The sequence below is a fragment of the Actinoplanes oblitus genome (assembly GCF_030252345.1).
GTDB lineage: Bacteria > Actinomycetota > Actinomycetes > Mycobacteriales > Micromonosporaceae > Actinoplanes > Actinoplanes oblitus.
In genome coordinates, this window is record NZ_CP126980.1 from 1,700,634 (window position 1) to 1,725,621 (window position 24,988).

The 24,988-nt window shown below is 73.2% G+C and carries 19 protein-coding genes; 7 read left to right on the top strand and 12 right to left on the bottom strand.

Features of this window, described 5'->3' with window-relative positions:
• Positions 1-158: 158 nt before the first annotated feature.
• The 5 genes from Actob_RS07865 to Actob_RS07885 form a co-directional block, all read right to left on the bottom strand.
• Positions 159-1,406 (bottom strand): polyadenylate binding domain-containing protein, encoded by a 1,248-nt coding sequence (locus Actob_RS07865; protein ID WP_284919397.1) that lies wholly within the window; start codon positions 1,404-1,406, stop codon positions 159-161.
• Positions 1,403-2,887, bottom strand: coding sequence for a type VII secretion protein EccE (locus Actob_RS07870; protein WP_284919398.1), 1,485 nt, complete (start codon positions 2,885-2,887; stop codon positions 1,403-1,405). The genes Actob_RS07865 and Actob_RS07870 overlap by 4 nt, the downstream gene beginning before the upstream one ends.
• A 56-nt stretch (positions 2,888-2,943) precedes the next feature.
• On the bottom strand, positions 2,944-4,602 hold the full coding sequence (locus tag Actob_RS07875) for a right-handed parallel beta-helix repeat-containing protein (RefSeq protein ID WP_284919399.1): 1,659 nt from the start codon (positions 4,600-4,602) through the stop codon (positions 2,944-2,946).
• 12 nt (positions 4,603-4,614) lie between these two features.
• Positions 4,615-5,985, bottom strand: a complete 1,371-nt coding sequence (locus Actob_RS07880) for a hypothetical protein (protein ID WP_284919401.1) — start codon at positions 5,983-5,985, stop codon at positions 4,615-4,617.
• 62 nt (positions 5,986-6,047) lie between these two features.
• On the bottom strand, positions 6,048-6,740 hold the full coding sequence (locus Actob_RS07885) for a DUF4191 domain-containing protein (protein ID WP_284919402.1): 693 nt from the start codon (positions 6,738-6,740) through the stop codon (positions 6,048-6,050).
• A gap of 175 nt (positions 6,741-6,915) precedes the next feature.
• Here Actob_RS07885 and Actob_RS07890 point away from each other — a divergent pair, with 175 nt between their 5' ends.
• From Actob_RS07890 to Actob_RS07900, 3 genes are all read left to right on the top strand, one after another.
• Positions 6,916-7,071, top strand: coding sequence for a hypothetical protein (locus tag Actob_RS07890; RefSeq protein WP_284919403.1), 156 nt, complete (start codon positions 6,916-6,918; stop codon positions 7,069-7,071).
• 44 nt (positions 7,072-7,115) lie between these two features.
• Complete coding sequence (locus Actob_RS07895; protein WP_284919404.1) at positions 7,116-9,998, top strand: helix-turn-helix transcriptional regulator; 2,883 nt, start codon at positions 7,116-7,118, stop codon at positions 9,996-9,998.
• A 580-nt stretch (positions 9,999-10,578) separates the two neighbouring features.
• Positions 10,579-10,827 (top strand): hypothetical protein, encoded by a 249-nt coding sequence (locus tag Actob_RS07900; RefSeq protein WP_284919405.1) that lies wholly within the window; start codon positions 10,579-10,581, stop codon positions 10,825-10,827.
• A gap of 296 nt (positions 10,828-11,123) precedes the next feature.
• Here the strand turns inward: Actob_RS07900 and lipA are convergent, their stop codons facing one another.
• Positions 11,124-12,047, bottom strand: coding sequence for a lipoyl synthase (lipA, locus tag Actob_RS07905; protein ID WP_407653575.1), 924 nt, complete (start codon positions 12,045-12,047; stop codon positions 11,124-11,126).
• Between the two features lie 360 nt (positions 12,048-12,407).
• Here lipA and aspS point away from each other — a divergent pair, with 360 nt between their 5' ends.
• Together aspS and Actob_RS07915 are read left to right on the top strand one after the other, a co-directional pair.
• On the top strand, positions 12,408-13,661 hold the full coding sequence (aspS, locus tag Actob_RS07910; protein WP_284919406.1) for an aspartate--tRNA(Asn) ligase: 1,254 nt from the start codon (positions 12,408-12,410) through the stop codon (positions 13,659-13,661).
• 16 nt (positions 13,662-13,677) lie between these two features.
• Positions 13,678-14,850, top strand: a complete 1,173-nt coding sequence (locus Actob_RS07915; protein WP_284919407.1) for an outer membrane protein assembly factor BamB family protein — start codon at positions 13,678-13,680, stop codon at positions 14,848-14,850.
• On the opposite strand, the gene lipB is transcribed toward Actob_RS07915, so the two are convergent.
• The 5 genes from lipB to lpdA form a co-directional block, all read right to left on the bottom strand.
• The gene (lipB, locus tag Actob_RS07920) at positions 14,834-15,463 is read right to left on the bottom strand and encodes a lipoyl(octanoyl) transferase LipB (protein ID WP_284919408.1); all 630 of its coding nucleotides are present in this window, start codon (positions 15,461-15,463) and stop codon (positions 14,834-14,836) included. The two genes, Actob_RS07915 and lipB, sit on opposite strands and share 17 nt — an antisense overlap.
• A 32-nt stretch (positions 15,464-15,495) precedes the next feature.
• Complete coding sequence (locus Actob_RS07925) at positions 15,496-17,376, bottom strand: DUF2079 domain-containing protein (RefSeq protein ID WP_284919409.1); 1,881 nt, start codon at positions 17,374-17,376, stop codon at positions 15,496-15,498.
• Positions 17,377-17,406: 30 nt separating this feature from the next.
• Positions 17,407-18,306 (bottom strand): TIGR01777 family oxidoreductase, encoded by a 900-nt coding sequence (locus tag Actob_RS07930; protein ID WP_284919410.1) that lies wholly within the window; start codon positions 18,304-18,306, stop codon positions 17,407-17,409.
• Between the two features lie 87 nt (positions 18,307-18,393).
• Complete coding sequence (sucB, locus tag Actob_RS07935; protein WP_284919411.1) at positions 18,394-20,211, bottom strand: 2-oxoglutarate dehydrogenase, E2 component, dihydrolipoamide succinyltransferase; 1,818 nt, start codon at positions 20,209-20,211, stop codon at positions 18,394-18,396.
• A 98-nt stretch (positions 20,212-20,309) separates the two neighbouring features.
• Positions 20,310-21,701, bottom strand: a complete 1,392-nt coding sequence (gene lpdA / locus Actob_RS07940) for a dihydrolipoyl dehydrogenase (RefSeq protein WP_284919412.1) — start codon at positions 21,699-21,701, stop codon at positions 20,310-20,312.
• A gap of 166 nt (positions 21,702-21,867) precedes the next feature.
• Between lpdA and Actob_RS07945 the strand changes: the two genes are divergently transcribed.
• Complete coding sequence (locus Actob_RS07945) at positions 21,868-22,188, top strand: hypothetical protein (RefSeq protein WP_284919413.1); 321 nt, start codon at positions 21,868-21,870, stop codon at positions 22,186-22,188.
• A 24-nt stretch (positions 22,189-22,212) separates the two neighbouring features.
• On the opposite strand, the gene Actob_RS07950 is transcribed toward Actob_RS07945, so the two are convergent.
• Complete coding sequence (locus tag Actob_RS07950; protein WP_284919414.1) at positions 22,213-23,745, bottom strand: leucyl aminopeptidase; 1,533 nt, start codon at positions 23,743-23,745, stop codon at positions 22,213-22,215.
• A gap of 121 nt (positions 23,746-23,866) precedes the next feature.
• Between Actob_RS07950 and gcvT the strand changes: the two genes are divergently transcribed.
• Entirely contained in the window at positions 23,867-24,958 is a 1,092-nt protein-coding gene (gene gcvT, locus Actob_RS07955) for a glycine cleavage system aminomethyltransferase GcvT (protein ID WP_284919415.1), read from the top strand.
• The last annotated feature ends 30 nt before the right edge of the window (positions 24,959-24,988 follow it).

The window sequence follows — 24,988 nt, forward strand, 5'->3', positions numbered from 1 at the left end:
TCGTTGCACTGCAGTGGGATGAACGCTACGCGGGAACGGGACCTTCAGGGCGTACCGGAAAGCGGTGAGCGCACGCTGAAGCGGCCCGGCGGCTGGCGGCGGGGTGTGACGCGGAGCGGTGGTGGGTCAGCGGCGGTGTGACGCGGAGCGGTGGTGGGTCAGCGGCGGGGGAGGCCGACGAACTGCTGCTCCGTCTGGGTCTGGGCGAGGAACAGGTAGCGGTCCGTGCCGTCACCGATCAGGGCGAGCATGTCGTCGGCCATGAACTGCAGGAACTGGCTGCTGTGCGGGCGCAGCTTGAGCGCGGAGGCGGCCAGGGCGGACTCGTCACCGCCGAGACGCTGCAAGAGGGCGAGCTGGGCGTCCTGCAGCGCGGCCAGGCCGGGGCGGTCGAGCTGACGCAGGATGGTCAGCTGGGTGCGCCACGGGCCGAGCGGCGGGGTGGTCGCCGGGCCGGTCATGCCCAGGTCGTAGACCGCCAGGGTGGGCGTCTGCGCGGTGCCGTTGAGCTGCACGCCCTGGTCGCTGCTGTGCACGGTGAGCCGGTTGTACTGCCCGGTGGCGCGCTCGCCGAAGCCGGCCCAGGCGCGGGGCTCGGTGGTCACCACCACCACCCGGGCACCCAGTGCGAAGGCCCGGAAGATCAGCAGCTGAGCCGCCCAGACGCCGCCGACCAGGGCGATCCGCACCGGTTCCGGGGCGAACAGGCGCAGCGGCACCGGGACCTGCTGGCGGTCGCGGCCGAGGACCAGCCCGGCGCCGGCGGACGGCGCGACGGTCACCCGGCGCAGCGTCTTGCGGGAGATGGCGTGCCAGCCGATGTGCAACGGTGACGTCTTGCCGGACGGGCCGGTCCGCGCCTCGTCGTCGCCCGCGGGCGGCTCGTCGGGCGGGGTGTCGTCCTGCCAGCCGTGCGTGGCGGCGGCCATCGCCCGGCCCTGCGGCCCGGCCAGCGGAGCCGAGGTGAGCTGGGGTGCGGCCAACCGGCGCCCGACGCCCTCCGCGGCGCCCTGCCCCTGCTGGACCGGAGCCTGAACGCCCTGTCCCTGCTGGATCGGAGCCTGGGCCGCCGGCGCTGGGAAAGCCTGGACGGCCTGCCCCGGGAATGCCTGGACCGGCTGCCCCTGGAACGGCTGAACGACCTGCCCCTGCACGGGTGGCTGCCCCTGGAACGGCTGGATCGGCTGCGCAGGCGGTGGGGTCATGGCCTGCGCGGCGTACTGCCCCGGCGCTGAGTAAGGATCCTGCGGCGCGCCGGGCGGCCGCACCGAGGCCCGGGCCACCGCGTTCGGCGGGAAGATGGCCGGCGGCGGAGGCAGCGGCTGCGGTTGCTGCTGCTGCTCCTCCTCGGCGGGCTGCTGTGGCGGATAGGGCCGCCAGGCTCCCTCGTGATCCGGATGCGTCATCCCGCCCCACCTCCGGTCGGCGCCGTGGCATAGACCGCCGGCCCGTGCTCGCCGTCCAGCGGCTGCAACTCGGCCCCGACCCGCCGGACCCCGTCGACCAGCACCCGGTCGAGCGCGCCCAGGTCGGCGTCGGGCCGGGTGGCGAGCCGGATGAAGGCCCGCGCCGCCACGTCGTCGCCGTCGGCCGCCGCGTTCAGCACCAGGGCCACGCTGGTCTGCGCGGCGGGCGCGGTGGCCGCCCAGGCGAACAGCGAGCCGATCTCGCCGGCCGACGTCGGCCAGGTCTTCAACCAGTACGTCCGGTGCACCAGGCGGGCCGACCGCCAGTGCGTCCAGTCCTCGTCGACCTGCGAGCCCTCGGCCAGCGCGCCGGCCTCGACGTCACAGGACCGGGCCAGCACGGCCAGCAGCTCGTCGGCGTCCAGCACCCGGCAGCCGATCCCGACCCGGCGCAGGCTGGTCGCCACCTTGCGGCCCAGGCCGGCCACCAGCGCGGCGGCCGCCTCCAGGTCGGCGGTGTGGTCGTGGAGCGCCTCGGCCAGCACCCGCGCGTCCACCCGGACGCTGATCGTGGACTCCCGGTGCGCCGGGACCGGCTCCGGGCTGAGCGACTCGACCAGCTGCCGATAGGACGAGCCGGCCGGCGACGCGGCGTGCACGTCCGGGCTGGGCGCCGGCACGGTGTGCGTGACCAGCTCCAGCACCACGCCCGGCTGCTCGGTCGCGGCGAGCACGCTGACCAGCGCCTCCAGCGGGATCGGGGCGCCGTCGTGGTGCATCGGGGCGGTCGGGGTCAGGGCCACCACGCTGAACCAGCCGGCCTCGTCCTTGGCCACCCCGGCCCTCGCCCCGTCCTGCGCGGTCATGTCGCGGACGGCGAGGCCGGGGGCGATGGTGCGCAGCGCGGCCAGCACCGGACCGCTGCCGGTCTCCAGCGCGGCGGCCCGGCGCCGGCCGTGCGCCCGGGCCACCTGCCGGTGCTCCAGCCACCAGCGGCCGCGCTGCCGGGCAAAGAAGATCACGATCAGGACTAGCCCGATCGCGCCGACGGCCAGCGCGGGCAGCGGCCCCTGGATCGCCGCCGCCACGGTGGCCAGCACGGACAGCTCGGCGACCACGATCTGGGTGAGGCTGACCGGGCCCACCTGGCCGCGGCGCGGGATCGGCCGGACCCCGGCGTCGGCGGCCGCGTCGGCCGGGACCGGCGTGGGGCGCTGCGGCACCGGGGCGGCGGCCGGCTGCGGGACCCCGGCGGGCGGCACCGGGACGCTGCCCCGGGCCTGCGTGCTGACCCGGCGCAGCGGGGTGGCCGCGGCGGTGGCGTGAGCCGGCTGGGGCGCGGCGGCACCATACGCCTGGGCCGACTGGGGCGCGGCGGCGCCATACGCCTGGGCCGACTGGGGCGCGGCGGCACCATACGCCTGGGCCGGCTGGGGCGGGGCGGCGCCGTACGCCTGGGCCGGGTGGCCGTCTGGGTTCACCGCTCGCCTCCCCGTCCGCGCGATAGAGAGCCCATTCTATGTGCCGCCACCGACAGTCAGCGGATCGCTGTCAGCAGGTCGTCGACGACCAGCGTGGTCAGATCGTCCCGGCTGGGCATCCGGCCGAGCGAGCGCAGCCGGCCGGACTGCGCCTTGCGCATACCCTCCAGCAGCTTGCGGGCCTCCCGGGCGTTACCGAAGTTCCGGTCCCGCTCGATCTGCGAGAAGTGCTCGTAGAGCGCCTCGGCGAGGCCGGCCTCGAACACGTAGTCGTCGTTCTGCGCGATCCGGCTGGCGATCAGCACCAGCTCGTCCGGGCCGTAGTTCTCGAATTCGAGGGTCTTGGCGAACCGGGAGGCCAGACCCGAGTTGGCGTCCAGGAAGTCGAGCATCTCCTTGGTGTACCCGGCGACGATCACGGCGACCTGGTCGCGGTGGTCCTCCATCAGCTTGACCAGGGTGTCGATCGCCTCCTGGCCGAAGTCGGCACTGGCCCCGCCGGCCCGGGACAGCGTGTACGCCTCGTCGATGAAGAGCACGCCACCCATCGCCTCCTCGAAGACCGAGGTGGTCTTCTCCGCGGTGTGCCCGATGTACTGCCCGACCAGGTCGCGCCGGGACACCTCGCGGAACCGGCCGTTGGGCAGCACGCCGAGCGCCTTGAGCAGCTGGCCGTAGATGCGCGCCACGGTGGTCTTACCGGTACCCGGGGCACCGGTGAAGATCAGGTGGTGGCTGGCCGCGCCGACCGAGAGTCCGGCGCTGCGCCGCCACTCGTTCACCTGGATCTCGTCGATCAGGGCTCGGACCTCGTTCTTCACCCCGGCCAGGCCGATCATCGCGTCCAGCTCGCCGAGCAACCGGTCCACCTCGGCGGCGTCCTGGCCGGCGCCGGACTCGGTGATCCCGGCCCGCGGCGCCGGACCGCCCTCGGAGAGCGTCACGGTGGCCTGCGCCCGCGGGTCGACGCTGACCTTCGGCTCGGCGGTGCCCTCCACCCGGCACTGCTCGACGACAGCGGTGCAGCCGGCCCCGATCACGATGCCGGAGCCGTGGGTCTGGTGCACCCAGGTCTGGAGGATCCGCGGGGAGCTGCCGTTGGCCACCACGATGCCGGCGTCGCCGGTGCCGGAGACGTCGCAGCGCTCGATCACCGGGCGGCCGGACTGGTAGACGTAGACCCCGCGGTAGCCGCACTCGGCCACAGTGGTGTTGCGGATCACCGGGTCGGCGCCGAGCCGCACGATGACGCCGTCGTCGCTCACCCCGCGGATCTCGCAGGACTCCACGGTGCCGCCCGAGTCGGAGAAGACCAGGCCGTGCTGTCCACGCTGGACCTGCACCTCGGTGGCCTCGACAGTGGACATGTCGGTGGCTTGCAGGCCGGGGCCGTAACCGGCGGAGAGCTGACATTTCCGGACCGTCAGCCGGGCGCTGATCGCCGAGATCGCCGGGTAGTCCCCGGCGGTCAGGGCCAGGCCCTCGACCGTCACCTCGCCGCTGAGCACGGCCAGCGCCGGCCCCTCCAGCCCGGCCGCGTCCACCACCACGGTGCCCGGCTCCCCGGTGCCGCGCAGGGTGAGGGTCCTGCCCCGCAACTCGATCCGCTCCCGATAGGTCCCGGGAGCGACGCTGATCACCGCGCCGTCCGGCGCCACCTCGAGCGCGTCACTGATGGTCGGGTAGGTGCCGGGGACCGCCAGGGTGCTGGCCACGAGAGGTACTCCTTATTGCGTGTACGTGCGGTCGCGGATGTTGTCGGCCACTTTCTTCACGTCGGCTGTCGCGGCGACCGGCGCGGTCATCCGGAGGACGACCTCCCGGTTCAGGACCTCCTCCGGGGCGGTGCGCCAGAACCCGACGTAGACCACGCCGTAGACCGGCTTGCCGTCGAGCTGCGAGGTCTCGGCCCAGGAGCGCAGCGAGGTGCCGCTGGTCCACCGTAGACCCCAGGCCTCCTCGCGCTGCCGCAGGGCTTTGCGGGTGTTGTCGTCACAGGCCGGGGCGCAGGCGCGGACCGTCAGGTCACCGCCGGCGGTGAGCGTCTCGCCCTGCCAGGTGCCGCACCGGTAGTGCACCGCGGCGTCGGCCTGCTCGGCGAGCTTGCAGGTCCAGCCGGTCGGCAGCCGGAAGTCGAAGCCGACGCCGACCAGTCCGGTCACCTCCTGCACCCCGCTCGTCTGCCCCTCGAAGGTGGGCCAGTCGTGCGGCCAGACACCGTCCGGCGCCGGGTCCAGGCCCGGTTTGGCCGGCGGGGTGGCCGGCAGCAGCAGCTGCGCGTCGGTGTAGGTGACCGGGGCGGCGCTCGGTGACGTGGCCGGCGTGCCGTCGCCGCGGCCGGCCACCACGGCGGCGCCGATGGCGGCGCCGATCAGCAACGACACCAGGGCCACGATCAGCAGCAGGAGGCGGTCCGGTCGCGGTTTGCCGCCGGCTTGACGGTACGCACCGGCGGCGCCCGAGATCGGCACCACGGAGATCGGGTTGCCGAACGACGGAAGGCCCGAGGCCGGCGCGCCGGACATCGGGTGCCCGGACACCGGATGGCCGGAGACCGGATGGCCGGAGACCGGGTGGCCGGAGACCGGCCGGGTCGCGACCGCGTGGGTGGTCACCGGCTGGATCGGCACGGGATGGGTGGCAGCGGGCTGCGCCGGGACGGCGGTCGCCGGCGGGACCGGCTGGAACGGCACCGTCGGCGGGTCGGGCTCCGCGCGTACCGAAGCGGAAGCCTGCGCGACCACCGGATCGCCGGCGGCGGACGGCGCACCCTCCCCGGCGAAAGCCGGGCGCAGCCGCTGACCGAGCACCGTGAAGATCTCCGCGGCGCCGCCGCTGCCGGCCGCCTCGGGACAGGCCACCCAGGGCCGCTCGCCGTCGTGGTCGGAACCGGCGATCGGCAACCCGTCGGTCTCCGCCGCGCCGAGCGCCTCGGACGCCGCCCGGAAGGCGGCTCGCCAGCGCTCGTCGGCCGAGGCCAGCTCGTTGAGCTGGGCCACGGTCACCGGGCGGCCGTGCTCGTCGACGCCGGACCAGACATCGCCGACCTCGCAGCTGGACAGCTGACGCTGCAGGCGGTGGGGCCCAGCGGTTGGCATCTCGTCTCCGTCTTCAGTTCGCGGCCCGGTGGCGGGGGTGGACCACCGGGATGACGCTCAGCTCAGCGCGGGCGCTGCTGGCGGAAGGCACCCTTGCTGGGGCGCATGTTCTTCGGGATCGCGCCTTTCGGCATCTGCGGGCGGGCCATCAGCGCGCCGAGGCGCTTGTCCAGCGCGTTGACGTCCTTGCCGGTGAGGTTGCGGGGCAGCCGCAGCATCGTGGTGCGCAGCTTGCGGACCGGGAGCTGACCCTCCTCGGTGCCGATCACGTAGTCGTAGAGCGGCGCGTTGCCGATCACCTTGGACAGCCGCTTCTTCTCCTGGCCGAGCAGTGCCCGGACCCGCTGCGGGTTGCCCTCGGCCAGCAGGATCACGCCGGGCCGGCCGATCACCACGTGCACCATGTCGAACTGGGTGGTCGAGCTGGCCGCCGGGCGGACCCGCCAGTCGCCGCGCATGTTCTCCATCAGCGAGGCGGCCGCGCCGGGCTGGCCCTCCGCCACGTTCATCATCGCGGCGTTCGAGCGCAGGTTCAGCACGATCAGCACGGCCAGCAGGGTGACCAGCACGCCGACCGGGATCCAGAGCAGGCCGAGACCCAGGAGCACCGCCGTCACGGTCAGCGCGACCGGGATCGCCACCGCACCGATGACTAGCGGAACGAACCACTTGTCCTGTTTCGCGGTGAACGAGAACACCTGGCCGATCTGCTTCAGGCGCTCGCCGAACGACACCTTCTCCTGGGGTTTTGCCATAGCCGGAAAGTGTAGTGGGACTCAGGTACCTTACGGCGGCCCGGGCACCCGGCGACCGTCTCGTAAGGGGGTGCGCAGCCCGGATATCGGGCGGCGTCCCCATGCCCGCGGGCCGCCTTCGCGCGAAGAGTCGATGTCAGCGAGGACGACGACACGACTCATGAGGAGCGCGGAGATGGTTCCCGAAGTGCATCTGTACCTGGCCCGGCAGCGCGGCGAGGAGCTGCGCCAGCAGGCCGAGGCCGATCGGCGGGCACGGGAGGCGGCCGGCGGGCGACATCGACGCCGGTTCCTGATACGCCGGCCGGTCCTCCGGTCCCGAGCGGCATGATCGGCGCGAATTTTCTGTCGGACCGGGGTGGCATGCTCGACCTCATGACGACGGTGAGTGGCCACAGCGAGATCCTGGTCGCCCGGGAGGGCGAGCTGGCCACCCTGCGCGACGCGCTCCGCCGGGTGCGCGGCGGCGAGCCGGCCGTCCTGCTGGTCGGCGGCGAGGCCGGCGTCGGCAAGACCCGGCTGGTCGAGGAGTTCACTCGGGGGTTGGCCGGCGAGCCGGTCAGGGTGCTCACCGGCCAGTGCCTGGAGCTCGGCGAGGAGGGCCTGCCCTTCGCGCCGTTCGCGGCGGCGCTGCGCGAGCTGGTCCGCGGCGAGGGACGCGAGGTGTTCGAGGGGCGGGAGGCCGACTTCGCCCGGCTGCTGCCCGAGCTCGGGCCACCGTCGGCGTTCGGCGAGGCCCATCGCGGGCTGCTCTTCGAGCTGGTCGGGTCGCTCGTCGCCCGGCTCAGCGCGCAGCGCCCGCTGCTGCTGGTGCTGGAGGATCTGCACTGGGCCGACCGGTCCACCCGCGACCTGATCGGCTTCCTGGTCCGCTCGGCCCGGGCCCCGCGGCTGATGCTGCTGGCCACCTATCGCACCGACGAGCTGCACCGCGGCCACCCGCTGCGGCCGTTCGTGGCCGAGCTGGAGCGGGTCCGCGGCGTGCAGCGGGTGGAGATCGACCGGCTCGACCGGGAGGGCACCGCCGAGCTGCTCGGCCACCTGCTCGGCGGCGAGCCCGAGCCGCAGACCGTCGACGTGGTGACCCGGCGGGCCCAGGGCATCCCGTTCTTCATCGAGCAGCTCGCCGCCAGCGCCGACCCGGCCTGCGCGGACATCCCGGAGACGCTGCGCGACCTGCTGCTCTCCCGGGTCGACCAGCTGCCCGAGGCGGCCCAGCGGATGCTGCGGGTCGCCGCCGTCGGCGGCACCCGGATCGGCCACGAGCTGATCGCGCAGGTGGCCGGCGTCGACGAGATCACCTGCGAGTCGGCGCTGCGCGTGGTGGTCGCCGCCCAGATGATCGTCTTCGATCCGGACGGGGGTTATGAGTTCCGCCACGCGCTGGTCCGCGAGGCGGTGCACGACGACCTGCTGCCCGGCGAGCACGCCCGCCTGCACGCGCGCTACGCGGAGGCGATCGAGGCGGATCCGCAGCTGGTGCCGGCCGGCCGGGCTCCCGCCGAGATCGCCCACCACTGGCACGCCGCCAACAACCATCCCCGGGCCCTGGTCGCCGCGAAACGCGCGGCTGACGAGGCCTGCCGGCGTTTCGCGTACGCGGAGCAGGCCCGCCTGCTGGACCGGGTCCTCGAGCTGTGGGAGCAGGTGCCGCAGGCCGCCGAGCTGCTCGGCACCTGTCACCTCGACCTGCTGGAGGAGACCGCGCTCGTCGCCATCGACTCGGGCGAGCTGCACCGGGCGCTCAGCCTGACCCGGGCCGCGCTGGGTGACCTGGACGCCACCGCCGAGCCGGTGCGCGCCGCCCGGCTGCTGGTGCGCCGGGCCAAGCTGCTGCGCACGGCCGGCAAGAGCGACGGCTTCGCCGAGACCAAGGAGGCGTACCGGCTGCTCACCGAGGCGACGGACGAGCCCGGCCGGACCGGGTTGCTCGGCGAGGTGGCCTACCTGTTCGCCAGCATGGACGGCGACGAGGTGCAGCGGATCTGGGAGCAGGTCCGGGCCGCCGTCGACCAGCTCGGCGACGCCAGCGCCCGGGTCTACGCGGAGATCACCAAGGGGCAGATCTGCGCCGGCTGGATGCCCGCCGCCGACGGCCTGCCGGTGCTGCTGACGGCGGTCGAGCAGGCCCGCGCGTGCGGCGACGACCAGGCGCTCTCGCACGGCCTGGTGAACGTTTCCGATGTCCTGTTCGAGCTGGGCCGCTACGCGGAGTCGGCGGCGGCCGCCGCCGAGGGCGTCCCGCACGCCATGCGCTACGGCGTCTCCCGCACCACCGGGGTCTACCTGCTGGCCAACCAGGCCGAGGCGCTGATGGCGCTGGGCCGCTGGGACGAGGCCGACGCCCGGCTGGCCGAGGCCGGCCGGCAGGACCCGCCCGGCCTGATGGCGCTGCCCTGGCTCCGGTTGCGGGCCCGGCTGCGGCTGGCCCGCGGGCACGCCCGGGCCGAGCAGGTGCTGACCCGGGCCACCGGCATGCTCGGCAAGCCCTACGTGCCCTGCGAGAAACGCCTCTGGATGCTGGAGCTGCGGATCCTGGCGGCGCTCGCCACCGGGGACGCCCCGGCGGCGGTGACCACGGCACGGATCGCGGTCGGCGACGGCGGCCTGCTGGACCGGCCGCGCTATGCCTGGCAGCTGCTCACCACCGCGTGCCGGGCCGTGGCCCTGGCCCGCGAGCCGGGTCCCGGCCAGGGTGCCTCGGTGGACGCGGTGGAGCAGCTCGCCGAGCGGATCGGGGCGGCGGCCGAGCGGCTGCCCCGGCGCTACCCGGCGGAGCTGGCCGCGGCGGCCCAGGTCGAGGCCGAGCTGTCCGGCGACGCCGAGCGGTGGACCGCCGCGGTGGCCGCGTGGCGGGCCGACGGGCAGCCGTTCGAGCTGGCCATGGCCCTGGTCCGGAGCGCCGAGGCGCACGCGTCCGACCGGCCGGCGGCGGCCGCGGCACTCGCCGAGGCCACCACGATCGCCGCCGGGCTGGGCGCCGCCCCGCTCGTCGAGCAGGCCGAGACGCTGGCCCGGCGGCTCGGGGTGCGCCCGGCGACGGCCGAGCGGGCGGCCGAGGAGGTGCTCACCGCCCGGGAGCGCGAGGTGTTGCGGCTGGTCGCCGAGGGCCGGAGCAACGGCCAGATCGCCCAGCGCCTGTTCATCTCGCCGAAAACGGCAAGCGTCCACGTCTCCCGCATCATCGCGAAACTGGAGGTCACCAACCGGGTGGAGGCGGCGGCGGTGGCCCGCCGCCTGCACCTCATCGACGACTGACCGGTCAGGGCCGGTCCGCGACCGCGCCGCTCCTGCGTCGTGTCGGTCCTGCGTCGTGTCGGTCCTGCGTCGTGTCGGTTCTACGTCGCGCCGTTCCTGCGCCGGGCCGTTCCTGCGCCGGGCCGTTCCTGCGCCGTGTCGGTCCTGCGCCGCTCCTATGTCCGGGCCGGCCTGTCCTTGGCCGCCACGCTTGTTGCCGGCCGCGACCTTGCCCGCCACGCTTGTTGCCGGCCGCGACCTTGCCCGCCACGCTTGTTGCCGGCCGCGACCTCGGTTCGGTCCGGCGCCACGCACCACTGTCGTGGGCGGCTGCCTTTCGCGGTGCTTCGCAGCCGACCGGTTCGTTGCGATGTGGGTGCATGCGGCGGCCGAAGGCCCGGTCGGTCGGTTGCGGGCCGGGTGTGCCCGGTTGCCGGGCGGTGGCAACTTCCGCGGGGGAGCGCGGAGACGCGGTCCAGTGACCGGAGCTGGCCCGGCGAAGGCTAATCCCGACCGGCGCGGTCCCGATGGTGGGGGCCGACCGACAGCTTAGGGAGCCCGTCATGCATGACAAGTTCCGTTCGCCCTCCGGGGGCTGGTGATGGAGAGCGCCGCCGACGACGCGTACCAGATGGTCGAGGCGTTGTTCGGATCCGAGTCCGGGATCCCGTGGTGGGCCTGGCTGGCGCCGATCATCCTGCTCTTCGGCCGGCTGCTCTACCCGGTGTTCTTCCCCCAGACGGCCGCGTCCGAGGCGGAGACCGATCGGCGGCTCGCCGAGTTCCGCCGGGAACGCCAAGGCAAGGGCAAGGCAAAAGGCAACAAGAAGGGCAAGAAGGGCAAGAAGTGATCAGCCCGCAAGCCTGGCGAAGGCCCGCGACCTGACTCGGTCGCGGGCCTTCCTCAGTCCCGCACCGGGTCCGCCAGCAGGCATGGTGGTGTGGGGAGCCGTGGCGAACGGCGAAGCCCGCCCCGGGTCCCCGTGCCGGCGGGCGTGGTGTGGGAGGGCCGTGGCGAACGGCGAAGCCCGCCCGGGTCCCCGTGCCGGCGGGCGTGGTGTGGGAGGGCCGTGGCGAACGGCGAAGCCCGCCCCGGGTCCCCGCGCCGGCGGGCGTGGGGACCGGCCGTCAGTGAACGGCGAGGAACTCAGCCGCGGGCGTCGAGCGCCTGCCGGTAGAGGCGACCCGCCCGGTACGACGAGCGCACCAGCGGCCCGCTCATCACCCCGGCGAAGCCGATCTGCTCGGCCTCCTCGCGCAGCTCGACGAACTCCTCCGGCTTGACCCAGCGCTCGACCGGGTGGTGCCGCGGCGTCGGACGCAGGTACTGCGTGATGGTGATCAGCTCGCAGCCGGCCGCGTGCAGGTCGCGCAGGGCGGCGGAGATCTCCGCGCGCTCCTCGCCCATGCCGAGGATCAGGTTGCTCTTGGTGACCAGGCCGGCCGCGCGGGCCTGGGTGATCACGTCGAGGGAGCGCTCGTAACGGAAGCCGGGGCGGATCCGCTTGAAGATGCGCGGGACCGTCTCGACGTTGTGCGCCAGCACCTCGGGGGCCGCGCCGAAGACCTCGGCGAGCTGGTCGGGCTCGGCGTTGAAGTCGGGGATCAGCAGCTCGACACCGCAGCCGGGCTGCAGCTTGTGGATCTGGCGGACGGTCTCCGCGTAGAGCCAGGCGCCGCCGTCGGGCAGGTCGTCGCGCGCCACCCCGGTGACCGTCGCGTAACGAAGGCCCATGGTGGCGACCGACTCGCCGACCCGGCGCGGCTCGTCGGCGTCGAACTCGGCCGGCTTACCGGTGTCGATCTGGCAGAAGTCGCAGCGGCGGGTGCACTGGTCACCACCGATCAGGAAGGTCGCCTCGCGGTCTTCCCAGCACTCGTAGATGTTGGGGCAGCCGGCCTCCTGGCAGACGGTGTGCAGACCCTCTTTCTGCACCAGCCCGCGTATCTGGGTGTACTCCGGACCCATCTTCGCCTTGACTTTGATCCACGGCGGCTTCCGCTCGATGGGAGTTTCGGCGTTGCGCGCCTCGATGCGCAGCATGCGGCGGCCCTCGGGAGCAATAGTCACGACCCCGAGATTACGCCGCTCCGGGCCGCCCGCAGCGTAGGGGCGACGAGGCTCACGTGACCTGAGGTGTGACCGCCGCCACTACCTGGTGGGAAAACCGGATGCGGACGACGGCGGGGCATGCCTAGGGTGCTCGGCACGGCAGTGATGGGACCGAGTAACGCTCCGATCCGCCGGCCGAGAGAGCCACCGGCAGCTGTGAGGGTGGCCCGAGCGCCGGAGCGTGAAGACACCCCGGAGCCGAGCAGGGCAAGAGGCGTCCCGTGCGAGACGGGGCGCGAAGGTGCGGTGGTACCGCGAGGATCCCGCTCGCCCGCACCTCCCGGGGCCGCGTTGCCGTCACCGGAGGAGGTAACCGCCATGCAACGCATCCTCTCCACCGAACTGGCGTCCCACCCGTACGAAAAGGTCCGGGTGGACGGCTGGATCCATCGGATCCGCCGGTTGAAATCGGTCTGCTTCCTGATCGTCAGGGACGCGGCCGGGCTCGCCCAGGTGGTGCTGACCGACCCGGCGCAGCTGACCGCGCCGGAGGAGAGCGTCGTCTCGGTCACCGCCACCGTCACCCCGAACGAGCAGGCTCCGCACGGCGTCGAGCTGACCGGACCGGAGATCCACGTGCACGCCGCCGCGGACGTACCGTTGCCGTTCGAGCTGCATCGACCCGAGCTGACCGCGGGCCTGCCGGCCCAGCTGGACCACGCGGCCCTCGCTCTGCGGCATCCGGCCCGGCGGGCCGCGCTGCGGATCTCCGCTGCCGCGACCGCCGGTTTCCGCGCGGCCCTCGAGGCGCAACGGTTCGTCGAGATCCACACTCCGAAGATCGTCGAGTCGGCCACCGAGTCCGGCGCGAACGTCTTCCAGCTGGACTATTTCGGACGGCCCGGCTATCTCGCGCAGTCGCCGCAGTTCTACAAGCAAATGATGGTCGGCGTCTTCGAGCGGGTCTTCGAGGTCGGTCCGGTGTTCCGCGCGGAGAACAGCGACACCGCGCGGCATCTGACCCAGTACACGTCGCTGGACGCCGAGATGGGCTTCGTCGCCGACCACCGGGACGTGATGGCCGCGCTGACCCGGACGATCGCCGGGATGTTCGGCGAGATCACCGAGCGCACGGCATACGAGACGCCCGAGGTGCCGGCCGAGATCCCGGCGGTGCGCTTCGCCGAGGCGCTGCGGATCGCCGGGGCGCCGGCCGACGAGCCGGACCTGGCCCCGTCGCACGAGCGGGCGCTGGGCGAGTGGGCGCGGCGCGAGCACGGCTCCGAGTTCGTCTTCGTGACCGGCTACCCGATGCGCAAGCGGCCGTTCTACACCCACCCGGACCCGGCCGACCCGACCTACTCCCATGGGTTCGACCTGCTGTTCCGCGGGCTGGAGATCGTCACCGGCGGGCAGCGGCTGCACCGGCACGCCGACTACGTCGCCGCGTTGCGCGCGGCCGGCGAACCGCTTGCCGCCTATCGGGGCTATCTGGACGCTTTCCGGTACGGCATGCCCCCGCACGGCGGCTGGGCCATCGGCCTGGAACGCCTGGTGGCGAGGCTGACCGGCGCCGCGAACGTCCGTGCGGTCACGGCGTTCCCGAGGGACCCGCACCGGGTCGCGCCGTAGTCGTAGGTTGGGGCCCGTGCTCATCGACCTCGACGTGGCTCCGGCGCCCGCCCCCGAGCGGACCCGCCGGATCCCGTGGCGCGAGTTGCGGGCCACCGTCGCGATCGCCGTGCTGTTGCTGCTCGGTGCCGCGGCCGCGCCACCCCGGATCGAGGCCTTCCCGCGGGTGGCCGGCTCCGGCGGCCGGGCCACGTCGAGTGTCCTGCTCACCCCGGAGGCGCTCTACACCGTGCAGCCGGTCGCCGGCGACGGCGTCGACCTCGTCGCCCAGCCGATGCGGCCGGGTGGCCCGGCCTGGCGGGTCCGGCTCTCGCTGACCGGCGGCGCCGACCTCTGGCTGTACCGCTCCGGCCCGGTGCTGGTGGCCGCCGACCAGACGGAGCTGGTGGTGCTGGACCCGGCGACCGGTGAGGACCGCTGGTCGACGGTGAGCCCGGCGATCGTGACCGGTGATCGGGTGCTGCTCACCGACTACCAGGACGGGTACCCGCTGCTGCGCCTGGCCGACCTGGCGACCGGCCGGATCGGGTGGACCCGGCGCGGCTCGGCGGACCGCGCGATGCTCGACCCGGCCGGGCGGTACCTGCTGACCTTGGACGGCCTGAACGGCGCGCGGGTGTGGTCGGCCGCCGACGGGCGGGAGCTGGCGCGCCGATCGGTGACCGAGTCGATCGACCCGGACGACCCGCAGGCGGTGCTGGCCGGCGATCAGGCCTACGTCCTGGGGCCGGATACGGTGACCGCGCTGCGCCTGCCGGACCTGGCACCGGTCTGGGCCGAGCCGGCCCGGGTGCCGATGCCCCGGAGCGCCGTGTCCTGCGGCGACCTGCTCTGCGTGCTGGGCGAGCGGGGCCTGACCGCGATCGACCCGCACACCGGCGCGGTGCGCTGGACCGTGGCCGGGTGGCACGGCTACCTCCGAGGCGTGACCCGGACCCTGGACGAGCGGCTCGTGCTGCTCGATCCGGCGACCGGCCGGGTGACCCGCCGGCTGGGTCGCGGCGAGGCGACCGGCGACCTGATGCTGCGCGCGGCCGGCGACCACACCGAGGTCACCGACCTGCGCACCGGCCGGCTCTACGGCACGCTGCCGGGGGTGCTGCCGTACGGCTGCACGGCCGTCGACGACCTGGTGGCCTGCGCCGACCAGGGCGCCACCGTCGTCTTCCGGATCAGAAGAGGGTCGTGAGGTGCCGCTCGACCACCGGCATCACCTCGGCCACCGTCACCGGCCGGCCCAGCTCGGCGCTGAGTGAGGTGACCCCGGCGTCCCGGATCCCGCACGGCACGAACCGGTCGAAGTTCGCCAGGTCGCAGTCGCAGTTCAGCGCGAAGCCGTGCAGCGTCACGCCGCGCGCCACCCGGATCCCGATCTGGGCGATCTTGCGGTCCGGCCCGCCGTCGGTGGCCCGGACCCAGGCCCCGCTGCGGCCCTCGACCCGCTCGGTGGGCACGCCGAACTCCGCGCAGACGTCGATCAGCAGCTGCTCGACGCGGCGCACGTAGGCCACCACGTCGACCGGGTCGGGCAGGCGCAGGATCGGGTAACCGACCAGCTGGCCCGGCCCGTGCCAGGTGATCTTGCCGCCGCGGTCGACGTCGACCACCGGGGTGCCGTCCCACGGGCGGTCGGCGGGCTCGGTGCGCTTGCCGGCGGTGAAGACGCTCGGGTGCTCCAGCAGCAGGATGGTGTCCGGCCGGTCGCCGTCGGCCACGGCCTCGTGCAGGCGCTTCTGCTCGTCCCACGCGTCGCGGTAATCGACCAGTCCGGGGCGAAGAACGGTGAGTACGGAGGTTGTCACAGCGGAAAGCCTAGCCCCGTACTCACCGGTACTCAGCGGTCGACGGGGTCCAGACCGCGACGGATGCGCCACACCAGGACGTCGTCGACCCGTTCCGGCGGGCCGAGCAGGTCGATGGCGGTGGCGAGCACCGCGTCCCGGGACAGCGTCTGGTGGTCGGAGCCGGTGATCTCGGCGGGCAGGAAGACCGCGTCCACTCCCCAGTACTCGAAATCGGCCCGGGCCTGGGCGCGGTCGGCGTTGTTGAGCTGGATGACGTAGTTCCACCAGGCGGCGCGCAGGAAGAGCCAGTCGGTGGCCCGCGGGGGTGCGCCGATCTGGCCCTGCCGCTTCTTGCCGGCCTCGCCCGCCACCTGCGGGCCGAGGAAGTAACCGGCCGGGATCCGGAAGTGCTCGCCGCCGCGGGCCAGCGTGTACGCCTGCCACCGCTGCCCGTCCGCGGTGACGTTCAACGCGAACGGCAGCGCGGAGATCGTCCCGCCGTCCGTCACGTATCTCTTCCAGGTGCCGTTGGCGATGAACGCCGGCTCGGGGGAGCGGTGCTGGACCCGCAGCGGCAGCGGGACGAGCGGGAGCAGGCTGACCACCACCGCCGCGGACAGCGCGGTGTGCAGCGTGCCGAGCTTGATCCGCCGGCTGAGCAGCTCGTCCAGCAGCAGCGCCAGCAGGATGCCGAACACCCCGACCACCACCAGCGAGAGCCGGACCGGCAGCGCGGAGTTGAACAGCGGCAGGTGCTGCAGGGCGGCGTAGGGCAGCGGGAAGTGGTACATGTGCTTGTTGATGAACAGCCGCGGCCCCCAGGAGAGCACCACGAAGACCACTCCGACCACGCCGACAGCGCGCAGCGTGGCCCGGCGCCCCGGCGCGACCCGCCGCCGGAGCAGCAGGTAACCGGCGATCATCAGGACGATCATCGGGACGCCGAAGAACGACGTCTCCTCTGTCGCGTTCGGCGCCAGGTCCTTGTGCAGCCCGGCCATCGCGGCCAGCGACCGGCTCGGGAAGGACAGGTACGACGCCAGGTCCTCGGCGAAGAACTTCTGGTTGAACCCGGTCCCGGAGAACGTCTGCGGCCCGGCGAAGTGCATGTAGAGCGGGTAGGCGAGCAGCGCCCCGGCCACCACGGCGGTCACCGCGAGCGCCCGCAGCACGGTGCCCAGCGCCGCCCGCGCCTCCTGCCGCACCGCCTCGGCGCACGACCACACCACCAGGAAGATGCCGCTGGCCAGGGCGGTGTAGAACAACCCCTCGGCGGCGATCGAGAAGCCGACGGCGAGCAGCACCCCGAGCGTGAGCCCGTTGCGCAGCCAGCGGCCCTCCTCGCGGAGCTTGAGCACCTGCCAGACCACCACCGGGGCGACCCAGCCGGCGGTCCAGTTCAGGTGACCGTTGGCGTGCGAGATGAAGCCCGGCGCGAACCCGCAGAACAACCCGGCCACCGCGGCCGCCCCGGCGTTGCCGACCAGCCAGCGGCGCAGGAACAGGTACCAGGCGAAGGCGGAACCGGCCAGGTTCAGGGTCAGCACCGTCACGAAGCTGATCTGCGGGCCGGCCAGGTGGGTGACCGGCGTCATCAGCACCGTGTACACCGTGATCGAGGTGTTGGCGGCCAGGTTCACCCCGAGCGGGGCGTTCAGCAGGTCGGTGAAGAACGGGTCCGCGCCGTGCGTGACGGTGTAGTACCCATACCCCATCAGCCACTCGAAGAAGGCCTGGTCACCGACGTTGTCGGCGAGCACGTGCGTGTACGGGTCCGCCCACAGGCCGTGGGTCACATAGCCCGCCATGGCGAGCGCGACCAGGGCCACGGTCAGATGAGCCCGCCAGGCGCGCGGCCGGCGGCCGGGCGTGGTGACGGGCTCCGAGGGGCGATCGGCGGACGCGGCGGGGGCGGGGGCGGTCACGGACATCAGGCGCAGGTTAGCAGCGGGAGCTGTAGATCAGCGGCCGATCGCGGGTTCGGGTCGCAAAGCCGCCGCCAAGCCGGACTCGATGTCCGGGTATGCCCAGGAGAATCCGGCGTCGCGCAGCACCGCGGGAACCACCCGCTGACTGCGCCGCGTCTCCCCGCCCAGCTCGCCGAGAACGACGTCGAGCACCGGGCCGGGCACCGAGAACAGGGCCGGGCGGTGCAGCCGGTCGGCCAGCGCGCGGGTGAACTCGGCGTTGGTGCACTGCCGGGCGGAGACCAGGTTGACCGGTCCGGCCAGATCCTCGCGCTCCAGCAGGAACTCGGTGGCGCCCAGCCAGTCGGCCAGCGCGATCCAGGCCATCCACTGCCGCCCGCCGCCGAGCCGGGCCCCGCCGCCCAGCTTGAACAGCGGCAGCAGCGGCTTGAGCAGCGAACCGGTCCGGTCCAGCACCGGCGCGGTGCGCAGCAGGACGACCCGGACACCGGCGTCCTCGGCGGGCCGGGCGGCGGCCTCCCAGACCCGGCACAGGTCGGCCAGGAACGTGTTACCCGCCGACGCCTCCTCGGTGACCTCCTGGTCGCCGGTGTCGCCGTACCAGCCGACCGCCGAGGACTGCAGCAGGGCGCGGGGGCGGTCGGCGGCCGGCAGTCTCGCGATGGTCCGGGCGATCGTGTCGGTGGTGTTCACCCGGCTGGCCCGCAGCACCCGCTTGTAGCCGGCGGTCCAGCGCTGCCCGCCGATGTTCGCCCCGGCCAGGTTGATCACCGCGTCCGCGCCGGCCAGCAGCTCGGAGTCGAGTCGTCCCTGCCCCGGATCCCAGGTGGCCGGCTGTCGCACCAGCCGGTGGACGTCGTGCCCGTGCTGCCTCAACCGGTCGGTGAGCCGGGTCCCGAGAAAGCCGGAGGCGCCGGCCATGACGATCCGCATGTCCCCAGTCTTTCCCGAAAGAGATCCAGATCAAAACAAAACTGGGGTACGCCACAACGGCGCACCCCAGTGATGTCTAACGCGAACTCACAACCCGAGGTCGGCCTCGAAGTGCCCGCCCTCCAGGCGCTCCTTCAGCGTGCCCAGGAAGCGGGCGGCGTCCGCGCCGTCCACGATCCGGTGGTCGTAGCTGAGCGCCAGGTAGACCATCGAGCGGGGCGCGATGATCTCGCCCAGGTTCGGGTCGTTCACGATCACCGGGCGCTTGACCACCGCGCCCAGGCCGAGGATGCCGACCTGCGGCTGGTTGATGATCGGCGTGTCGAAGAGGGCGCCCCGGCTGCCGGTGTTGGTCAGCGTGAAGGTGCCGCCACCGAGCTCGTCCGGCCCGATCTTGTTGTTGCGGGTGCGCTCCGCGACGTCCGCGATCCGCTTGGCCAGGCCGCCCAGGTTCAGGTCGCCGGCGTCCTTGATGACCGGGACGACCAGGCCCTTCGGCGCGTCCACGGCGATGCCCAGGTGCTCGGCACCGTGGTAGGTGACGGTGCCGGCCTCGACGTCGATCGACGAGTTGACCACCGGGTGCTGCTGCAGCGCCTCGACGGTGGCCAGGGCGAAGAACGGCAGGAAGGTCAGCTTCACGCCGTGCTTGGCCTGGAAGTCGGCCTTCGCCTTGTTCCGCAGCGTCGCGATCTTGGTGACGTCCACCTCGACCACGGTGGTGAGCTGCGCCGAGATCTGCAGCGACTCCACCATGCGCCGGGCGATGGTGGCCCGGATCCGGGTGAGCTTCTCGGTGCGGCCGCGCAGCGGGCTGGGCTCCGGCTTGGCCTTGGCCTCGGCCGGAGCGGCGGCGGCCGGGGCGGACGCGGCCGGGGCGGCGGTCTCGGCCTTGGCCGCGGCGGCCTTCTCGGCGGCGTCGAGCACGTCCTGCTTGCGGATCCGGCCTCCGACGCCGGTCCCCGTCAGCGAGGACAGGTCGACACCCTTCTCCGCGGCCAGCTTGCGGACCAGCGGCGTCACGTAACCGGCGTCGCCGGCGCCGTTCGCCTTGACCGTCTCGGCGGCCGGCGCGGCCGGCTGCGCGGGAGCGGCCGGGGCCGGCTGCTTGGTCTCGGCGGCCGGAGCGGGGGTCGCGTAGGACTCGCCGGCCGGGGCCGACTCGGCCTTCGGCTGGGCCTGCTGCGGCGCGGGCGCCGGCTTCGACTCGACCTGCGGGGCCGGCTTGGACTCCACCTGCGGCGCCGGAGCCGGCTTCGACTCGGCCCGCGGCGCTGACGACGCCGAGCCGACGATCGCCAGCACGCCGCCGACCTCGGCGGTCTCGTCCTCCGGGACCCGGATCTCCAGCAGCGTGCCGGCCACCGGCGACGGGATCTCGGTGTCGACCTTGTCGGTGGAGACCTCGAGCAGCGGCTCGTCCAGCTCGACGGTCTCGCCGACCTGCTTGAGCCAGCGGGTGACGGTGCCCTCGGTGACGCTCTCGCCGAGCGCCGGCATCTTCACCTCGGTGCCCTCGCCGGCCTCGGCGGCCGGGGCCGCCGTCTGCGGGGCGGGGGCCTCCTCCTCGACCGGCTTCTCGGTCGACGGGGTGGTCGGGGCGGGCGGCTCGGGCTCGGCCTGCTCCTCCTGCTGCGGTGCGGGGGCGGCCGCACCGGCGTCCTCGCCCTCGCCCGCGATGACGGCCAGCTCGCTGCCGACCTCCGCGGTCTCGTCCTCGCCGACCACGATCCGCGAGAGCACGCCCGCGGCGGGCGACGGGATCTCCGTGTCGACCTTGTCGGTGGAGACCTCGAGCAGCGGCTCGTCCAGCTCGACGCGCTCGCCCTCCTGCTTGAGCCAGCGCGTGACGGTGCCCTCGGTGACGCTCTCACCCAGCCGCGGCATGGTTACCGATGTCGGCATCTTTCCCCAAACTCCTTAACGCCAATGAGGCTTGTTCACGACGGTCGAGACGTACCCACGACGCTTATCGTGAATAAGCCTCATCGAAGCGATCTGATTCAGCTGTGCGCGTGCAGGGGCTTGCCCGCGAGCGCGAGGAAAGCCTCGCCCAGCGCCTCGTTCTGCGTCGGGTGGGCGTGCACGAGCTGGGCGACCTCCTCCGGGAAGGCCTCCCAGTTGTAGATCAGCTGGGCCTCGCCGACCAGCTCGCCCATCCGGGCGCCGACCATGTGGACGCCGACCACCGGACCGTCCTCGACGCGGACCAGCTTGACGAAGCCGGCCGTCTTGAGGATCTGGCTCTTGCCGTTGCCGCCCAGGTTGTAGTTGTACGACGTGACCTTGTCAGCGCCGTACTTCTCCTTGGCCTTGGCCTCGGTCAGGCCCACCGACGCGACCTCCGGGTCGGAGTAGGTGACCCGCGGGATGCCGGCCTCGTCGATGACCGCCGGGTTCTTGCCGGCGATCTCCTCGGCCACGAAGATGCCCTGCTGGAAGCCGCGGTGCGCGAGCTGCAGGCCGGGCACGATGTCGCCGACCGCGTAGATGTTGCCGACGCCGGTGTGCAGGCGCTCGTTGGTGATCACGAAGCCGCGCTCCAGGGTGATGCCCTGCTCCTCGTAACCCAGGTTGGCGGTCGTCGGGCCGCGGCCGACGGCGACCAGCAGGACCTCGGCCTCCAGGGTCTCGCCGCCGGCGATGGTGACCTTGACGCCGTCGGCCGTCGTCTCCACCTTCTCGAACGGCTTGCCGACCTTGAAGTTGATCTTCCGCTTGCGGAAGGCGCGCTCGACGGTCTTCGAGATCTCCTCGTCCTCCGCGGCGACCAGCCGGGGGAGGGCCTCGATGATGGTCACGTCGGCGCCGAACGACTTCCACACGCTGGCGAACTCGACGCCGATCACGCCGCCGCCCAGCACGATCGCCGAGCTCGGCACCCGGTCCAGCTTCAGCGCGTGCTCGCTGGCGATCACCTTCTGCCCGTCGATCTCCAGGCCGGGCAGGGTCCGCGAGTACGAGCCGGTGGCCAGGATGACGTTGCGCCCGGTGTAGCGCCGGCCGTCCACCTCGACGGTGTCCTTGCCGACCAGCTTGCCGGCGCCCTGGACCAGGGTGATGTTCTTGTTGTGGCCGAGCAGGCCCTGCAGGCCCTTGTAGAGACGGCCGACGACGCCGTCCTTGTACGCGTTCACCCCGGCCATGTCGATACCGACCAGGTCGGCCTTGACGCCGAACTGCTCGCTCTCCCGGGTCTGGTCGGCGATCTCCGCCGCGTGCAGGAGGGCCTTGGTCGGAATGCAGCCGCGGTGCAGGCAGGTACCACCGACCTCGGCCTTGTCGATCAGCGCTACGGAGAGGTTCAGTTCGGCGGCGCGCAGCGCGGCCGCGTACCCGCCGCTGCCTGCGCCGAGGATGACGATGTCGAAGGTTCCGCCGTTCGGCTGGCTCACGTTGACTCCAGTAGTCGAGTCGTCGCCATGTGGGTCACACAATGGAAACGGTCACAGTCCCGTCTCGGACATCTTGTCACTTCTGGACCCGCTCGATGCGGGCAGGTGCCCCAAGACACGTCGGCTCGTCGTACCCTTGCGAGACCTGAGACGAGGGGGAGCGGAAGTGGCTTGGTTTCGACGCCGCCCGAGATCGGTCGGTGCCGGAGGACGCCCGGTTGACCAGGCCGATCTCGAGCATCTCGCGCAGTTCGTCCGCAGCCGGACCGGCGTCGAGGCGTTCGTCGAGCCGCGCACCACGGTGACCGAGACCACGGTGTTGCTTGTCGCACACGACGGCGAGTGGACCCGGCGGCGCATCGAGTCGCCCGAGGTGGCCCGTCGCTTCGCGCACAAGCTCTCGCTGCCCATCTACGACGTCCGGCTGCTCGGCTACCCGCAGCGGATGCGCGACTACAACGCCAGGCAGAAGCGCCGCCCGGCCTGACCCCGGGCCGGGCGGCGCGCCCGGTCAGAGCGTCTCGACCACCTGCAGCAGGGTGCGGATCGGCACGCCGGTCCCGCCCTTGGTCCAGTAACCGGTGGCCTCACCGGAGTGGTACGCCGGACCCGCCACGTCGATGTGCGCCCACTCCACGCCCGGCGCCACGAACTCGCGCAGGAACACGCCGCCCTGCAGCATGTGCCCGGCCCGGTCCAGGTTGGCGTTGGTCTGGCAGATGTCGGCGATCTCCGACTCCATGCCCTTGCGCACGTCGTCCGGCAGCGGCATCGGCCAGGCCGGCTCGCCCACCGTGTCGCCGGCCGCCTTGACCAGCGCGGTCGCCTCGTCCGAGCCCATCAGGCCGGCGATCCGCTTGCCCAGCGAGATCACCTGGCCGCCGGTCAGGGTGGACGTCTCGAACAGGTAGTCGGCGCCGTCCGCGCAGGCCCGCGCCATCGCGTCGCCGAGCACCATGCGGCCCTCGGCGTCGGTGTTGAACACCTCGACCCGCTTGCCGTTGAACATGGTGATCACGTCGCCCGGCCGGTACGCCGACCCGGACGGCATGTTCTCCGCGATCGCGAGGTAACCGGAGACCGCCACGCCCGGCTTGATCGCGGCGATCGCCAGCATGGCCGCGGCGACAGCGGCCGCACCGGCCATGTCCGACTTCATCTCCCACATGCCGGCGGCCGGCTTGATGCTGACCCCACCGGTGTCGAACGTGATGCCCTTGCCGACCAGCGCGACCCGCTTCGGCTCGGCCACCCCGTCCGGGGTGTAGCTCAGCTTGACCAGCCGCGGCGGCGCCTCGGAACCCTGGCCGACCGCCACGATACCGCCGTACCCGCCGGCCTTGAGCTGCTCGAAGTCGAGCACCTCGACGGCCAGCCCGGCCTCGCCGGCGGCCGCCGCCACCTGGTCGGCGAAGGTGGCCGGGCGCAGCTCGTTCGGCGGCATGTTGACCCAGTCCCGGGCCTGCCGGACCGCGCGGCCGACCACCTCGGCGCGGGTCACCTCGGCCTGGGCGGCCGCGTCGGCGGCGTCCGGCACGTGCACCCGCAACGCGGTCACCGGCTCCCGGCGACCCTTCTGCGGCTTGGTCTTGTAGCCGGCGAACCGGTAGCCGCCGAGCAGCGCGCCCTCCAGCGTGGCCCGCAGCACCGCCGGGGCGTCCGCGTCGTCCGGCACCGGCAGGGCCAGCGCCACCGAGGCGCTGCCGGCCAGCGCGCGCACCGCGGCGCCGGTGCCCCGGCGCAGCGTCTCCAGGTCGGGGGCGGAGCCGGTCGGCTCGTCGCCGAGGCCGACCGCGACCACCAGCGGCGCGGCGACCGTACCGAGGGTGGCCAGCTTGGTCACCTCACCCGGGGCGCCGGTGGCGCCGAGCAGCGCCAGGGTCGACGTCAGCTTCCCGTCGAACGCCGCGGCGATGCTCTCCGCGCCGGACGCCGGAAGCAGGGCGCCGTCCTGGTCGGGCTGGCTGTGCAGGCCGATGACGATGGCATCGACCGCCAATTCGGCCGGGTCGGTGTCGACCAGGCTGAGGCTGGGCTGGGTCACTCGGGCACTCCGCGACGTTGGGGGCGGGAGGCCGCCGGTAAGCGGTCTCCCGGCTGGTGGGAAACACTTGGTATTCCCCGCGACTCTAACCATGCCCAAGGTCACCGGTAAGTTGAGTCTCATGTCTGCCGAGTCGTTCCGCTCTCCGCTGCACGAACGCCACGTCGCGCTGGGCGCGAAACTCGCGCCGTTCGGCGGCTGGGAGATGCCGCTGGAGTACGCCGGCGGCGGCGTGCTGAAAGAGCACGCCGCGGTCCGCGAGGCGGCCGGCGTCTTCGACGTGTCGCACCTGGGCAAGGCGCGGGTGGCCGGCCCCGGCGCGGCGGACTTCGTCAACTCCTGCCTGACCAACGACCTGGCCCGGATCGCCCCGGGCAAGGCGCAGTACACGCTCTGCTGCGACGAGACCGGCGGCGTGGTCGACGACCTGATCGCCTACCTCTACGGCCCGGACGACGTCTTCCTGATCCCGAACGCGGCGAACACCGCGGAGGTGGTCCGCCGCCTGGCCGCCGCCGCGCCGTCCGGCATCACGGTGACCGGCCTGCACCACGACTTCGCGATCCTCGCCGTCCAGGGCCCGGAGTCCGCCGCCGTCCTGGAGCGGCTCGGCCTGCCCACCGGGCACGACTACATGTCGTTCACCGAGGCCGCCCTCGGCGACGTCACGCTCGTCGTCTGCCGGACCGGCTACACCGGCGAGCACGGCTACGAGCTGGTCATCCCGTGGTCGGCGGCAACCACCGTGTGGGACGCGCTGATCGGCGCCGGAGTCCGCCCGTGCGGTCTGGGCGCCCGCGACACGCTGCGCACCGAGATGGGCTATCCCCTGCACGGCCAGGAGCTCTCCTTGGAGATCAGCCCGGTCCAGGCCCGCTCCGGCTGGGCGGTCGGCTGGTCCAAGCCCGCCTTCTGGGGCCGCGACGCCCTGCTCGCCGAGAAGGCCGCCGGCCCGCGCCGCCAGCTCCGCGGCCTGGAGCTGACCGGCCGCGGCATCCCGCGCGGCCACATGCCCGTCTTCGCCGGCGACACCCGGATCGGCGAGACCACCAGTGGCACGTTCTCCCCGACCAAGAAGGTCGGCATCGCCCTGGCGCTGATCGACACCGAGCTGCGGCTGCCCGACGGAGCCCCGGTCGAGATCGACATCCGCGGCCGCCGCACCGAGGCCCGGCTGGTCAAGCCGCCCTTCGTGCAGCCCTCGGTCCGCTGACCCGGGAAACCACTTTCCGGTACGCCCGGC